The organism is Pandoraea nosoerga, from assembly GCF_902459585.1.
Taxonomy (GTDB): Bacteria; Pseudomonadota; Gammaproteobacteria; order Burkholderiales; family Burkholderiaceae; genus Pandoraea; species Pandoraea nosoerga.
Genome location: NZ_CABPSC010000025.1, coordinates 16,645 through 30,369 on the forward strand (window position 1 = coordinate 16,645; position 13,725 = coordinate 30,369).

At 68.0% G+C, this 13,725-nt stretch carries 12 protein-coding genes; 6 read left to right on the plus strand and 6 right to left on the minus strand.

The window, feature by feature from the left end; genetic code table 11:
* Positions 1–3: 3 nt before the first annotated feature.
* From PNO31109_RS21410 to PNO31109_RS21420, 3 genes are all read right to left on the minus strand, one after another.
* Positions 4–660, minus strand: a complete 657-nt coding sequence (locus PNO31109_RS21410) for a GntR family transcriptional regulator (protein ID WP_150557461.1) — start codon at positions 658–660, stop codon at positions 4–6.
* 607 nt (positions 661–1,267) lie between these two features.
* On the minus strand, positions 1,268–1,915 hold the full coding sequence (locus PNO31109_RS21415) for a GNAT family N-acetyltransferase (protein WP_150557462.1): 648 nt from the start codon (positions 1,913–1,915) through the stop codon (positions 1,268–1,270).
* Positions 1,912–2,502, minus strand: a complete 591-nt coding sequence (locus PNO31109_RS21420) for a helix-turn-helix domain-containing protein (RefSeq protein WP_150557463.1) — start codon at positions 2,500–2,502, stop codon at positions 1,912–1,914. Before PNO31109_RS21420 ends, PNO31109_RS21415 begins: the two co-directional genes overlap by 4 nt.
* 159 nt (positions 2,503–2,661) lie before the next feature.
* On the opposite strand from PNO31109_RS21420, the gene PNO31109_RS21425 reads away from it, so the two are divergent.
* The 6 genes from PNO31109_RS21425 to PNO31109_RS21450 all read left to right on the plus strand — a co-directional run bounded on the left by PNO31109_RS21425 (position 2,662) and on the right by PNO31109_RS21450 (position 10,252).
* Positions 2,662–3,165, plus strand: a complete 504-nt coding sequence (locus tag PNO31109_RS21425) for a GNAT family N-acetyltransferase (protein ID WP_150557464.1) — start codon at positions 2,662–2,664, stop codon at positions 3,163–3,165.
* 554 nt (positions 3,166–3,719) lie between these two features.
* A complete protein-coding gene (locus tag PNO31109_RS21430) occupies positions 3,720–6,737 on the plus strand; it encodes a xanthine dehydrogenase family protein molybdopterin-binding subunit (RefSeq protein ID WP_150557469.1) in 3,018 nt (1,005 codons plus the stop codon).
* Positions 6,734–7,528, plus strand: a complete 795-nt coding sequence (locus PNO31109_RS21435) for a (2Fe-2S)-binding protein (RefSeq protein WP_370750495.1) — start codon at positions 6,734–6,736, stop codon at positions 7,526–7,528. The genes PNO31109_RS21430 and PNO31109_RS21435 overlap by 4 nt, the downstream gene beginning before the upstream one ends.
* Before the next feature lie 146 nt (positions 7,529–7,674).
* A complete protein-coding gene (locus PNO31109_RS21440; RefSeq protein WP_150557471.1) occupies positions 7,675–8,952 on the plus strand; it encodes a c-type cytochrome in 1,278 nt (425 codons plus the stop codon).
* 61 nt (positions 8,953–9,013) lie between these two features.
* A complete protein-coding gene (locus PNO31109_RS21445) occupies positions 9,014–9,697 on the plus strand; it encodes a helix-turn-helix transcriptional regulator (protein WP_150557465.1) in 684 nt (227 codons plus the stop codon).
* Positions 9,698–9,874: 177 nt separating this feature from the next.
* Positions 9,875–10,252 (plus strand): VOC family protein, encoded by a 378-nt coding sequence (locus PNO31109_RS21450; RefSeq protein WP_150557472.1) that lies wholly within the window; start codon positions 9,875–9,877, stop codon positions 10,250–10,252.
* Positions 10,253–10,350: 98 nt separating this feature from the next.
* Here the strand turns inward: PNO31109_RS21450 and msrA are convergent, their stop codons facing one another.
* The 3 genes from msrA to msrB all read right to left on the minus strand — a co-directional run.
* On the minus strand, positions 10,351–11,112 hold the full coding sequence (gene msrA / locus PNO31109_RS21455) for a peptide-methionine (S)-S-oxide reductase MsrA (protein WP_150557473.1): 762 nt from the start codon (positions 11,110–11,112) through the stop codon (positions 10,351–10,353).
* A gap of 162 nt (positions 11,113–11,274) precedes the next feature.
* Positions 11,275–13,176: a cytochrome c biogenesis protein DipZ gene (locus PNO31109_RS21460; RefSeq protein WP_150557466.1), complete on the minus strand. Its 1,902-nt coding sequence runs from the start codon at positions 13,174–13,176 to the stop codon at positions 11,275–11,277.
* Positions 13,177–13,273: 97 nt separating this feature from the next.
* Positions 13,274–13,725 (minus strand): peptide-methionine (R)-S-oxide reductase MsrB (gene msrB, locus PNO31109_RS21465; protein ID WP_150557467.1); only part of this gene is annotated, 452 nt, incomplete at its 5' end.

Consider the following 13,725-nt stretch of genomic DNA (forward strand, 5'->3'; position numbering starts at 1 on the left):
CGATCAGCGCGCCAGCGCCGGCTCGACGATGGCGCGCGTCGTCTCGACGTGGGCGCGGGCGAGGCGTTCCGCTGCGTCTTCGTCATGCGCACGCAGCGCCGCGAGCAGTTCGCGGTGCTCGTGGTTGGTGGCGACGAGTTGCTCGTCGGAGAACATGACGGGCACGCGCAGCGCCCAGTAATGGAACTGGGTGCGTTCGTGAAACTGGGCGAGCACCACGTTGTCGGCCGCTTTCGCGACCCGTTCGTGGAATTCCGTGTTCAGGCGATTGAGCACCCGCCGCGGGCGGTGGCTCTCTGGCGTCATCTGCTCGATGAGCGCGGCGAGCGCGTCGCATGCCTGCGGGGTGATCTTGCGCGCGGCCAGGCGCGCGGTCTCCGCTTCGATCGCCGCGCGGCTCTCGAAGATGGCCTGGACCTCGAGATGGTCGACGCCTTGGACTTCCCAGCCGCGATGACGGGCAATGAAGCCCTCGCCCTGCAAAATCAGCAACGCTTCGCGCACGGGCGTGCGGCCCACGTTCAGCAACCGGATCAGTTCATCCTCGATGAGGCGCTGCCCCGGCCTGAATTCCGAGTCGAGAATCATGCTGCGGATTTTCGTCCGGACATCACCGGTAATCAGGTTGCTGGGCGCTTTCATCTGAGACGTGTATTCCATTGGGCGGCGGGCGCGCCGCAGACTTCGGCGAGACGCCGCGTCGGGGCGGGGCTGCCGGCAGCGCTGCGTGCCTGCGTTCCCTGGCTGTCCCCCGGCCGCCCTCTGCCGCCCTCTGCCGCCCTCTGCCGCCCGTTGTTCGGTCCGTGTTTGCTCCGTGTTTGCTCCTTCTGCCGCTGCGGATTTTACCGAGTTTCGGTCCGTCGTCCGAAAACCGTCCACGGCGCGTCAGCGTTGGGGCAGCCATGCGCGCGGCGCAAGAATGACGTTCGGTTTCGCGCAACGCTTTCGGTTTCCGAAGTGAGAACTGAGTTATACGATCGTTTGAAGTCGCGGTCGAAGGCCATGAGCCCCGCCATGTCGGGGTTTGCACTCACTTACTTTGGCTCGTTCGAAAGGTGAGCGCCGCCAGGATAGCGTTGCGGACGCCGAAACATAGGTGCGAAGAGGGAACCCGGAGGACTGATGACGATATGAAATGTCGGCGTTGCGCGGCCCGCGAATACCCCTCGGACCCGAGGGGTTATGCTGACGCGCCTTGCCTGGCGCTCACGTGCCAGATGTTGCGCCCGGCGCTCGGGGCGAGCCGGGCTCGCGCCCCCCGCGCGCCTCAGAGGTGCTTGTAGTAGAACGTCGTCGAGCAGAATGCACCGTCGGGCATGAGGGCGTAGTTCGGCACGTCGCCGGCGCGCTGCCAGCCGGCTCGCTGGTAGAGTCGCTCGGCATCGCCGCCGGTGACCGTATCGAGCACGAGCACGTGGCGGCCCTGCGCGCGCGCCACCGCGTCGAGCGCTTGCATCAGCCGCAGCGCCACGCCCTGGCGCCGTGCCGAGCGGTGCACGAGCATCTTCGCCACGTCGGCGCGATGCGGCTGGTTCTCCGGCAGATCGAGCACGAGCTGCACGGTGCCGACGATCTCGCCATCGCGCATCTCATCAAACGTTCCATCGAACGTCCCGTCGGCCGCACCATCGGCCGCACCATCGGCCGCACCATCGGACGCACCATCGGCCGCGGCGCCAGACCGCGCCCCGCAGCCATCGCGCATGCGTCGCGCGACGAGCAATGCGCGCTCGCCGCGCGCAACGCCGTCGGCCACCTTGCGCCAGAACGCGACGGCGCGCTCGCGCGCGAGCGGCAGCATGAAGCTCACCGACGCGCCGCCCTCCACGCAATCGATCAGCACGTCGGCGAGGGCGTCGACGGCGGCGGCGGCCTGCGGCCCATCGAGGCGTTGCACGGCAATGGTAGACGTCATGGGATTCTCCTGGCAGGCATGAACGGCAGCGTCACGAGCCCGACGAGGTAGCGCACGGTCGCCGCTGTGGGGTTGTGATAGCCGATTGGCTGGTCGAGCCGCATGGCGAGGCAGTCGCCGGTCTCGAGCCGCCATGTCGTCTCGGCCAGCGTGATTTCGAGGGTGCCGTCGATTACCCAGATCTGCTGCCACACCTCGTTCTCGCGGGCACCCGTGTCGTATGCCACGCGCTCGCCGGGCGGGAACTGCACTTCCACGAGCTGCATCGGCGAGAACTGCGCCGGCGACAGATTACGCCGCACGTAGCCCGAGCCGGGATCCGTCCATACCGGCTGGTCGGCGCGGCGGGAGACGGGCGAGGGCGGCGCGTCCTCACCCGTCTGCGCGTCGAAGAGCGAAGCGAGCGTGACGTCGAGCGCCGTGGCAAGCCTGTCGAGCACGTTGGCCGTGGGGCTCGTCTGCGCGCGCTCGATGAGCGAAATGCTCGAGCGGCTCACGCCGCTGCGCTCGGCGAGCGTATCGAGAGAGTAGCCGCGCTTGCTGCGCAGCTCGCGTACACGGCGGGCGATGCGTTCATTGATGTCCATGTCGTCCAGTTTACTGGAAATAAATTTCCAGTAAACTGGAGCTCGCCGATGTCCGCCATGTCGTTGTTCGCTATATTGCTGTGCGCTCCATGGTCGTCCGTTTTGTCGTTGCCCGATGCTATCGTTGCCGCTTTCCCGCCCATTTCACCGAAGGTCCCCATGACTGCCCAGCTCATCGTCCGCGATGCCACCGACGCCGACCTTGCCGCCATCCGCGACATCTACAACGAGGCCGTGGAACACACCACTGCCATCTGGAACGACGTGCTCGTCGACATCGAGAACCGACGCGAGTGGCTTGCGGCGCGCGCGAGGCGCGGTTACCCGGTCATCGTTGCCGAGCGCGACGGCGAGGTCCTGGGCTACGCGTCGTTCGGCGACTGGCGCGCGTTCGACGGCTATCGCCACACGGTCGAGCACTCCATTTACGTCGACAGACGCGCGCGTGGCGCCGGCCTCGGCGAGACGCTCATGCGCGAGTTGATCGCCCGTGCGCGCGCCGTCGGCGTGCATGTGATGATCGCGGCCATCGAAGCGCAGAACGCACCGTCGATCCGCCTGCACGAGAAACTTGGCTTTCGCGTGGTCGGCACGTTCGGCGAAGTGGGCACGAAGTTCGGTCGCTGGCTCGATCTGACGTGCATGGAATTGCGCCTCGACTGAGCGAGGGGCACGCACTGCACAAAACTCAGGACTACGCTGTATTGTTTCGGATATAGCGTCATTCCGCATTGGGCATGGCCAACATCACACCACGCGAATATCCGTCGCTCTCGCCCGCCGTGTGGGGCCACCCGCGCAGCGCGCACGCCGCTTTCTCACGCAGTGCGTCATCTCCAACCTTGTCATTCCCATGGTCGGCGTGTAGCCTTGGAACGTCCGGTGTCACTCATGAAGCGTGGTCCCATAGAACTTCACTAGCACGTCACGGCAGGTGAATGTCACGCAGTGTGAACATGCCTCGTGGTCATCGACGTCTCCGACGTCGTGTGACCCCGTGATCGTCGCCAAGCAGTTCGCGGGTCCGCGAGTTCGCGCTTCGTGTTGCTGATACGTCCCCCCAAAACAAGACGGACGGAACGCATATGCCGCGCCTGCCAAGAAAACACTGTCCCGCGGCGGCGGTGTCGAGCGACGACGCTCGCACACTCGCTGCTGCCGAATTCCCCGACTCTCCCCGATCGTCTCCGCAGGCCGAGACGTCCGCCGGGTTGTCGATGTCGCGCCGCGGCTTTCTGAAAGCGTCGGTCGTTGCCGGCATTTCCGTGTACGTCGCGCCAATGGGCAGCCGCGCGTTTGCCGCGCTGTTCGAGGACAAGAACCTCACGCCGGTGGCGTGGGACGCAGCCAAGGGCCAGGCCCGGTTCCGCATCGACGGCACGGCCAAGGTGAGCGGCGCGAAGATCTTCGCGCGCGACATACGCGCGCGCGACATGCCCGGCTGGCCCGCGCAGCAGGCGCACGCCTTCGTGCTGCGCACGACGCTGGCCGACCGGCCGTATCTCGGCTTCGACCTCTCGCGCCTGGACGACGGCCTGCAGCCCGATCGCATCGTGACGGCCGAGGATCTCGCGCGCGACGGTCTCGCGTTCCCCGAGTTCTATGGCGACGACATGTTGCTGCCGGTGGGCAAGACGCCCGCCTATCTCGGCCACGCGGTCGCCATCCTGATCTATCGCGACTTCACGCGTTTTCGCTTCGCCAAGGACCGGCTCAAGTTCCGCGACGAGATCATTCGCTATGGCGACGTGACCGGCCCGCTGGAGCGCGATCCGTGGGGCAGCTTCCGCTACGTGCGCGTGGGCGGCAAGACGCCTTATGACGACGACGTCTATTCCAGCCTCAAGGACGCGCCGATTTTCCCGAGCATGATGCGCAAGCACCTGCCGGTGTGGCCCGACGGCAACGACCATGGCAAGCTCGACGAACAGGGCATGGCGCACGCGGCCAGGATCGGCGAGGCGCTTTCGCATCCGCCGGAGAACTGGCTGGTGATGTCGCGCGAATACAGGACGCAGTCGATCGACACGGCGGCGCTCGAGCCCGACAACGCGAACTGCTGGTACGACGCCGCCGCGCAGACCCTGCACATGGTCGTGCCTACGCAGTCGCCGTCCGAAGTCGCGGAGAACGCGGCGACGATGGCTGCGAAGGGGCATTTCCCGGTCAAGCGGCTCATCGTCTATCCGTGCTACACGGTCGGTTACGGCTCGAAGGACCACTACAACATGCCGTACTACGGTCTGGCCGCCGCGATGTATGGCGACGGCCTGCCCGTGCGCCTCGCCAACGACCGCTACGAGCAGTTCCAGACGTCGCTCAAGCGTCACGCATTCACCATGCGCTATCGCATTGGCGTGGACAAGGAAAGCGGGCTGCTGCAGGCCTTTGCCGGCGACATGGAGTGCAATGGCGGCGGTCGCATGAACTTTTCTCCGTCGGTTGCCATGGTCGGCGCGACGGCCGCGCAGTCGATCTACTACTTCCCGCGCAGCGACCTGTCGAGCGTGGCGATCGCGTCGCGCGCCATCGACGCGGGCTCGGCGCGCGGCTACGGCACGCTGCAGTCGATGGCCGCCACCGAGATGATGATCGACGAAATCGCCGCACAGCTCGGCGTGGATCCGATCGATTTTCGCCTCAAGAACGCGCTGCGCTCGGGCATGAAGAATACGCAGGGCGCCATTCCGGCGGGCGCCGTGCGAGTGGACGAAGTGCTCGCGCGTGCCAAGGCGCATCCGCTGTGGACCGGGCGCGACAAGAAGAAGGCCGAATACGAGGCGGCGCACCCGGGGCGTCGCTACGGCGTGGGCTTCGCGTGCGTGCAAAAGGACTTCGGCACGGGCGCCGAGACCTCGTTCGCGCGCGTCGAGATCGACGAGACCGGCAAGATTTCGCTGCACCACACCGGCACCGAGATCGGCACGGGCACGTCGACGTCGCAGGCCGTGGCCGTGGCGAAATGGCTCGGCATGCCGGCCACGGACGTACACGTCGGCATTACCGAATGGCCGGAGTTGCCGGTCGTGACGAGCGGCGATCCGTACCTGATGTCGCAGGCCGATCAGGACAGGCTCGCCGCGAACCCGCGGTGGTCGCCGGGATATGCGTCGCCCTCGAGCGCGACGAATTCGGCGTTCTATTTCACGCACAGCACGCGCGAGGCTGCCCGTCTGCTGTTTCTGCAGGGCCTGTGGCCGGCGGCGCTGTCGATCTGGCGTCGCGGGCTGGGCGGCGGTCAGGCGGCGCCGCTCGTCGTGCGCGCCGAAGACGCGCGCTGGGTCGAGGGCAAGCTCTCCGCCGCCGGGCTGGAGGCGCTGCCGTTGCCGCTGCTGGCAAAGACCGCGCATGAGCTCGGCCTCGCGACGGGCGCGACCGTGCACGTGTTCAACCGCTGGCAGTGGGCCGAGGCCGATTGGGATCTCGGCGACGGGGTGACGCAGCGCCTGCCGGTCGACGGTATCGCGCTGCGCTTCGGCAAGGGCGGTGCGGGCGCCCATGGGAGTGCGGGCGGCAATGGAGAGGGCAGCCCGGACGCCGCCCAGGCGCAGTCGCTGCAGACGCCGCTCGCGCGCGGTGCGCGGCGCAGCGGCAATGCGCCCGCAAAGTCCGCGTCGCCCGCGCTCGCCGCGGCCGCCGCCGGCGGGGCGCAGGGCGCCAGGGGCGCGCCGTCGCCTCACGCCGGAATCGCCGGCATACAGGTGACGGCGCCCACGCCGGGCACCGGCTACCGCGTGTTCGATCGCAAGCGGGTGTACTACCCCCCCGTCCAGCGCAACAACGCGGCGGTCACCTACTACAGCGCCGTGGGCACGCTCGTCGAGCTCTGCGTGCATGAGGCGAGCGGCAAGGTCGAGCTGCTCACGCATCACTCCATCGTCGAGTGCGGCAACCAGATCTCGCCGCAATTGGTGTCGGGGCAGTTGCAGGGCGGTCTCGCGATGGGCATCGGCCACGCGCTGTACGAATACCTGCCGCTCTACGAGGACGGCCCCGGCAATGGCACGTGGAACTTCAACCGTTACCATTTGCCGCGCGCGGTGGATGTTGCGGTGTGGACGCAGACGGGCGAAGTGCTGCCGCCGATCTCCGAAACCGATGTGCCCAAGGGCATTGCCGAAGTGGTGATGATCCCCGTAGTGGGCGCCATCGTGAACGGCCTCGCCCATGCGATCGGCCACCGATTTACAGACTTGCCGGTGACACCGGAGAAGATCCAGGAGGTACTGGCATGACGGACGCAACGAGCGCGCCGCAGGCCGCGTCGGACGCCCGGAGCGCGGCGGCGGGACAGAGCACGAATCCGGCGGGCAATGCCGGCAATTACGGCAATAGCAGCAATAGCGGCCACGCCGCTTCGGCGCCGGCCGCGGCAAGCGCCGCGTCGGCGCCGGCGGCCCAACCCATGACCCAGGCGCCGGTCGGGCCGCCTGGCGCGCCAGGCACGCAGGGCTCGCAAGGCCCGGGCGGGAGCAAGAAGCCGTGGGAGACGCTGCCCGTGACGGTCAAGGTGAACGGCGTATCCCATGGCCCCATGGAGGTGCCGGCCGGCATGATGATGATCGACTTCCTGCACGAGACGCTGGGCCTGACCGGCTCGCGCCTGGGCTGCGGGCAGGGCATTTGCCACGCGTGCGTGGTGATCGTCGACCACGCCGACGGCAGCAGCGAAACCGTGCGCACCTGCATCACCGGGGCGAACTATTTCGACGGCAAGACGGTGCGCACCGTCGAAGGCCACGCCACGCGCGACGCCGACGGCAAACTCACGCTCACGCCGATCCAGCAGGCGTTTCTCGATCACTTCAGCTTCCAGTGCGGCTATTGCACGCCGGGCTTCGTGAACGCGGCCACGGTACTGATCGAGCGGCTCAAGCGTGAGCCGGTGGCGCGGGCCGACCTCGAAGCCACGATCACGCAAGGTCTGAACGACCAGATCTGCCGGTGCACCGGCTACGTGCGTTACTACGAAGCCGTGCGCGATGTCATTCTCAAGACGCCCGGTTGCGTGAAGGATGCGAAATGAGAGGGCACGTCATGAACCGACATCGCGCCACCCGGTGGAGCGCACGCGTCGCGAGCCTTGCCGTCGTGCTGCTCGTTGCGGCGTGCAACGACTCGAACGCTCCCAAGCCTCCCGAGCCGGCCCAGCCGCCCAGACCGAAGACGTCGATGACGCCCTCGCTCGTCACGAGCGCGACGGCCGCGCAGGCGCAGGCGTCTCCAGGCGCGTCTGCCGCGGCAGCCACCTCGCCCGCTACGCCCGGCGCATCCGACGCATCCGGCGCATCCGGCGCGCCCCCCTCGGGCGCGAAAGCGCCGTCCGAGCTGATCGCGCGCGGCAAGTACCTGGCGCGCGCGGCCGACTGCGCGGCGTGTCACACCAGTGCGGACGGCGCACCGTTCGCGGGCGGCGTGCCGCTCAAGTCGCCATTCGGCACGTTCTATGGCACGAACATCACGCCGGACAAGGACCATGGCATCGGCAAGTGGACGTCCGACGATTTCTATCGTGCCCTGCACGAGGGCGTCGCACCCGACAAGACGCTGTACCCGGCCATGCCGTATACGTCCTACCGGCAGATGACGCGCGCGGACAGCGACGCGATCTACGCCTACCTCATGTCGGTGAGGCCCGCGGCGGTGCCCAACCGCAAGCACGAGCTGTCCTTCCCGTACAACATGCGCTTCGGCATGCGCGCATGGGACTGGCTGTTTCTGAAGGACTCGCTGCCCGACGCCTCGAAGGGCCAGTCGGCCGACTGGCTGCGCGGGCGCTATCTGGCGAACGCGCTGGGCCACTGCGCCGAGTGCCACACGCCGCGCGGCACCTTCGGGCAGCTCGACGGTGCGAAGCCGCTCGGCGGCGCCGCACTCGCCCGTATCGCCGCGCCCGATCTGACACCCGAAGCGCTGGCGGCGCGCGGCTGGACGGTCAAGGACCTGCAGACGTTCTTCGGTACGGGCATCGCACCGCAGGGCTCGGCGTTCGGCGAGATGTACCCTGTCGTGCATCTGAGCACGCAACACCTCACGCCCGATGATCTGCGCGCGCTGTCGACCTACCTGCTCGGCGACGCCCCGCCCGCGCCTTCGCCGCTGCCGCAAAGTCCGGACACGAGCAAGCTCGCCGCGGGCCGCAACCTGTATCTCGCCGTGTGCGCGGGCTGCCACGCGGCGGACGGCACGGGAAAGCCGCACGTTGCGGTATCGATGCTCGGCAACTCGACGGTGCGCCAGAAGGACCCGCGCAACCTGATCGTGGCCATTCTCGACGGCATCGAGCCGCAGAAATTCCCGGGCCTCGAAGCGATGCAGGACATGCCCGGTTTCGACAAGCGCCTCACCGACGCCCAGATCGCGGAATTGAGCAACTACCTGCGAGTGGCCTACGGCGGACAGCCGGGCGACGTGAACTCGGAAATCGTGCGGCAACTGCGGCAGAAGTAAGTCGGCACGACGCCCCGTCGTGACATGCCGCACGCCCGGACATGGCGCATAATGACGCGCCATGTCCCGCACACAACGCCTCTTTGCCCTGATGCAGCTACTGCGCCGTCATCGCTACCCGGTGGCGGGGGCGGCGCTGGCCGATGCGCTCGGCGTGAGCTTGCGCACGCTGTATCGCGACATCGCCATGCTCCAGGCGCAGGGCGCGCACATCGAAGGCGCGCCGGGACTCGGCTACGTACTCAAACCGGGCTTCATGCTGCCGCCGCTGATGTTCTCCGAGGAGGAGATCGAAGCCATCGTGCTTGGCTCGCGCTGGGTGGCCAGGCGCACCGACGGCGCGCTGGCCGAAGCGGCCGCCAACGCGCTCGCCAAGATCGCGGCCGTGCTGCCGCCCGATTTGCGGGCGTCGCTCGAAACGTCGACGCTGCTCATCGGACCCGGCGATCCGCTGCCGCCGATGATCGTCGATCTGACCGTGATCCGCGAGGCCATCCGCGCAGAGCGCAAGCTCCAGCTCTCATACCGCGACGAGGCGGGACGCGTGTCCGAGCGCATCATCTGGCCGTTCGCGCTGGGCTTTTTCGAACGCGTGCGCATGATCGTCGCGTGGTGTGAATTGCGCGACGGGTTCCGTCACTTCCGGGCCGACCGCATCGAGACGATGACCGTGACCGACATCCGCTATCCGCGCGGCCGACGCGCCTTGCTCAAGCACTGGCGCGAGACGATGGGACGCGAATGAGCCGGCGTGCCGGTCGGGCGCCGCGCATGCCGCCCGACGTTTCACATCGAGGTTCGACTGCTGACAAAAACTGACAGCATCCCTTCGTAGGATGGCGTTCATGACAGCGCACGGCGACGCCGCGAACGGCGGCCCGGCGGCGACATGTCAGTCATTCAAAACGACAGGAGCTTCGTCATGCTGCACCCGAACATGGTCATTCTGTATGTGGCAAGTCCCCCCGAAAGCGCGGCGTTTTACGCCGATCTGTTCGATCTCGAGCCGGTCGAGGCGTCGCCCGGTTTCGCGCTGTTCGTCTTCCCGTCGGGCCTGAAGCTCGGACTATGGGCGCGCTACGGCGTGGCGCCCACCGTGATTGCGCCGCCGGGCGGCAGCGAGGTCGTTCTGCCGGTCGCGTCCAATGCACATGTGGACGCGACCTGGGAGGACTGGAGCCGCCGCGGTATCACGATTTTGCAACCACCGACGACGATGGACTTCGGCCGCACGTTCGTGGCGTCCGACCCCGATGGTCACCGTCTGCGCGTCTACAAGCTCGCCGACGCGCCGAAGTGAGAAGCGCGAGGCGCACGGAGCGAGGAGCGGGGCGGCTGTCCCTCGTGCATGCGCCCGTCCTGCGTGCGCCCGTCCTGCGTGCGCCCCTCATGCTCGCGTCACTTTGCTGACGCCGTTTTCACCAGCGCCGGCGTATCCCGATACTGGGCAGGGAAGTGCTGCCTGAGCGCCTTCACCTTGGGCAGATCGTTGATGACGATATATGGATACGTCGGATGCTCGGTGAGGAAGTCCTGATGGTAGGCCTCCGCGGGGTAGAAGCCCGTGTACTCCTCCACTTTCGTCGCGATCGGTTTGCCGTAGGCGTGGGCGGCGTCGAGCTGTGCGATATAGGCTTCGGCCACGCGGCGCTGCGCGTCGCTCATGGGGAAGACGGCCGAGCGATATTGCGTGCCGGTGTCGGGCCCCTGCCGGTTGAGTTCGGTCGGGTCGTGCGCGACCGAGAAGTAGATTTGCAGCAGCTTCCCGTAAGAGACCTGTTGCGGATCGAACGTGACTTGCACCGATTCCGCGTGCCCGGTCGTGCCGCTGCTCACCGTCTCATAGTCAGCGGTTCCAGCCGTGCCGCCCGCGTAGCCGGAGACGGCCCGCGTGACGCCGCGCACATGCTGGAACACGCCCTGAACACCCCAGAAGCAGCCGCCGGCGAACACCGCCGTTTCGGTGCGCGCGCCGCTGGCCGGTTCGTCGAGCTTGGGCGCCGCAATCACGACGGCCGGCTCGGACCCGCCAGACGCAAACGCGCCGACTTGCCACGCGAGAACACCGGCCGCGAGCGCTGCGGCGCCGAGAAGCGCGCGGCGCAGGGCACGGGGGGCAGGCGACAGGGCAGGCGACAGGGCAGGCGGCTTGCGGTGCATCGACGGTTGCGGATGGCGCTGATCGGGTCCCGATGCCGGGGACGGCGCTGACGATTGAAGCGGATCGAAGGGTCTCATCTGGAAATCTCCCGGCGTCGGCGGACGCCTCGTTAGCTACGATAGTCGGCTCATGAGCCTTGCGCGGCGGGCAATACCGTGCGTTTAACCAAAGGTGAAGGCGTAAGCCGACACGCCCGGATCGAGAAACTCGATGCTGAAGGTGCGGTCGTGCACATCGCCGGGCTGGCGCACCAGTTGATAGAGGCGCTGTGAAGTCACGGTGCCCGTGCCGTCGGCGGCGACGTCCGCGCCATGAGCGTCGCCGGGCGCTTCGCCGTCGACGCGCACCCGAAAGCGCACGGACTTGCCGCTCGCGTCCGGGCCGAGCACGAGGTGCAGATCGCGGGCGTGGAAGCGGTAGACGATGCGAGCACCGGCCTGCGTTGCCGTCGCCTGCTCGGGGCCCACGCGCCAGTTGCCGGCCAGCCCCCAGGCATTGAGCGACGGCGAGGTGGGCGCGCGATAGTCGCTCGCCCGGTCCCGCACGGCGCCGCCGGGCGACGCGAAGTTCTCCGCGCGCGCATAGCCCAGGTAGGTTTCCGGCGAGCGAACGTCGCGCATGTCGGCCGCCTGCTGTACGCCGTCGGCTCGCACCGCGGCAAGGCCGGCGGCGACGTGCGTGGCGCCGGCTTCGCGCAGCAACTGCTGGATCACGCGCTCGGATTCGGCGTAGTTGCCCTCGCCGAAATGGTGATAACGCACGCGGCCCTGCGCGTCGACGAAGTAGTGCGCCGGCCAGTACTGATTGTTGAAGCCACGCCAGATGGCGTAATCGTTGTCGATCGCCACCGGGTAGTTGACGCCAAGGTCGGCCACCGCTTTCCTGACGTTGCCGATATTGCGCTCGAAGGCGAATTCCGGCGCGTGAACGCCGATGACAACGAGGCCCTGGTCGCGATATTTCTGGGCCCACGCTCTCACGTAGGGCAGCGTGCGCAGGCAATTGATGCACGAGTACGTCCAGAAGTCGACGAGCACGACCTTGCCGCGCAACGCCTGCGCCGAGAGCGGCGGCGAGTTGAGCCATTGCACGGCGCCGTCGAGCGAGGGAAGCCGGCCCTCCACCGGCAGCGGTGCGGCGTTGGCAGCCGCGGCAGCGGTGCGCGCCATCGCACCGTTCGCGGCGTCCACGGTGTCCACGGTGTTCAGGGCGTTCTGGGTGTTAGCTGCGGCCATGGCGGCACCGCCGGCGTTGGCGTTCGCGCGGGCATCCGCGCCGGCGTTCGAGGGGGTGTCGCCTCGCGGTGGGTCCGCCGGATGGCGTCGCGTGCCCAGTCGTTCGACGAGCTTCTGTTCGATGCCGCCCGTCGAAGCGGTGGAGAGCTGGGCGAGCAAGCCGGTGTCGAGACCGAGCGCGATGGCGACAACGCCGGCGAGCATCAGGCCGCCGAGCCCGCGGCGTATCCATTCCCCGGCGCCCAGCGAGCGCTTCATGGCGACGAACACGCGCCCGCCGACGAGCAGCGCCAATGCGAGCGAGGTGGCGGCACCGGCGGCATAGGCGGCGAGCAACAGCGTCGTGCCAATGCTCGCACCTTGCAGTGCCGCACCGGTGAGCAGCAGCCCCAGGATCGGCCCGGCGCACGGCGCCCACAGCAGGCCGGTGGCAATGCCGAGCAGGAACGACGCCCCGGGCCGTGCGCGGGCGTCGGCAGCCTCGCCGGCGCGGTCCCGCGCCGATTGCGACAGACGGTCGCCATACGAGACGAGCGGGTGCGTGAGGCGTTCGGCGAGCTTCGGGAACAGCAGCGTGGCGCCGAACAGGGCAACGAGGGCGAGCGCCAGCCAGCGGCCGTACTGGTTCGCCTGCACTACCCAGTTGCCGCCCACGGCGGCGAGGGTGGCGACGAGGGCGAACATCGCCACCATGCCCGCGAGCATGGGCAGCACGCTGCGCGAGAACGACTGGCCGGCGCGCGAGAACACGAACGGCAGCACCGGCAGAATGCATGGACTGACGATGGTCAGAATCCCGCCGAGGTAGGCGAGGACGAGCAAGGTCATGAAGCGCTCCTTGGGGCGTCGCCTCTTGTGGGCGACGCGTGGTTTTTCGAGGACAGGCGCCCCGGCGGCGCACCGATGTCCGGTGGCGGGGGGACGTTCAGGCGGCTTGCGGATGGAACGTCATGGCCAGCCCGTTCATGCAATAGCGCAGGCCGGTCGGTTTCGGACCGTCATCGAACACATGGCCCAGATGCCCGCCGCAGCGGCTGCAATGGACTTCCGTGCGAACCATGCCGAAGCTCCGGTCGGCGCGTGTGCCCACGGCGCGCTCGAGCGGCGTCCAGAAGCTCGGCCAGCCAGTGTGGCTCTCGAACTTCGTGCGCGAGGAAAAGAGCGCTTGCGCGCAGCCGGCACACGCGAAGATGCCGGCGCGGTGTTCGTCGTTGAGCGGGCTCGAATACGGCCGCTCCGTGCCTTCCCGACGCAGGATCTCGTACTGCGCCGGGCTCAGACGCTGGCGCCATTCGGCTTCGCTGAGGGCCACCTCGAAACGCTCTACCGGCCGCGCGCCGCGAGCGTCCTCGGCGCGCGCCGGGCGCGCGAGGCGCG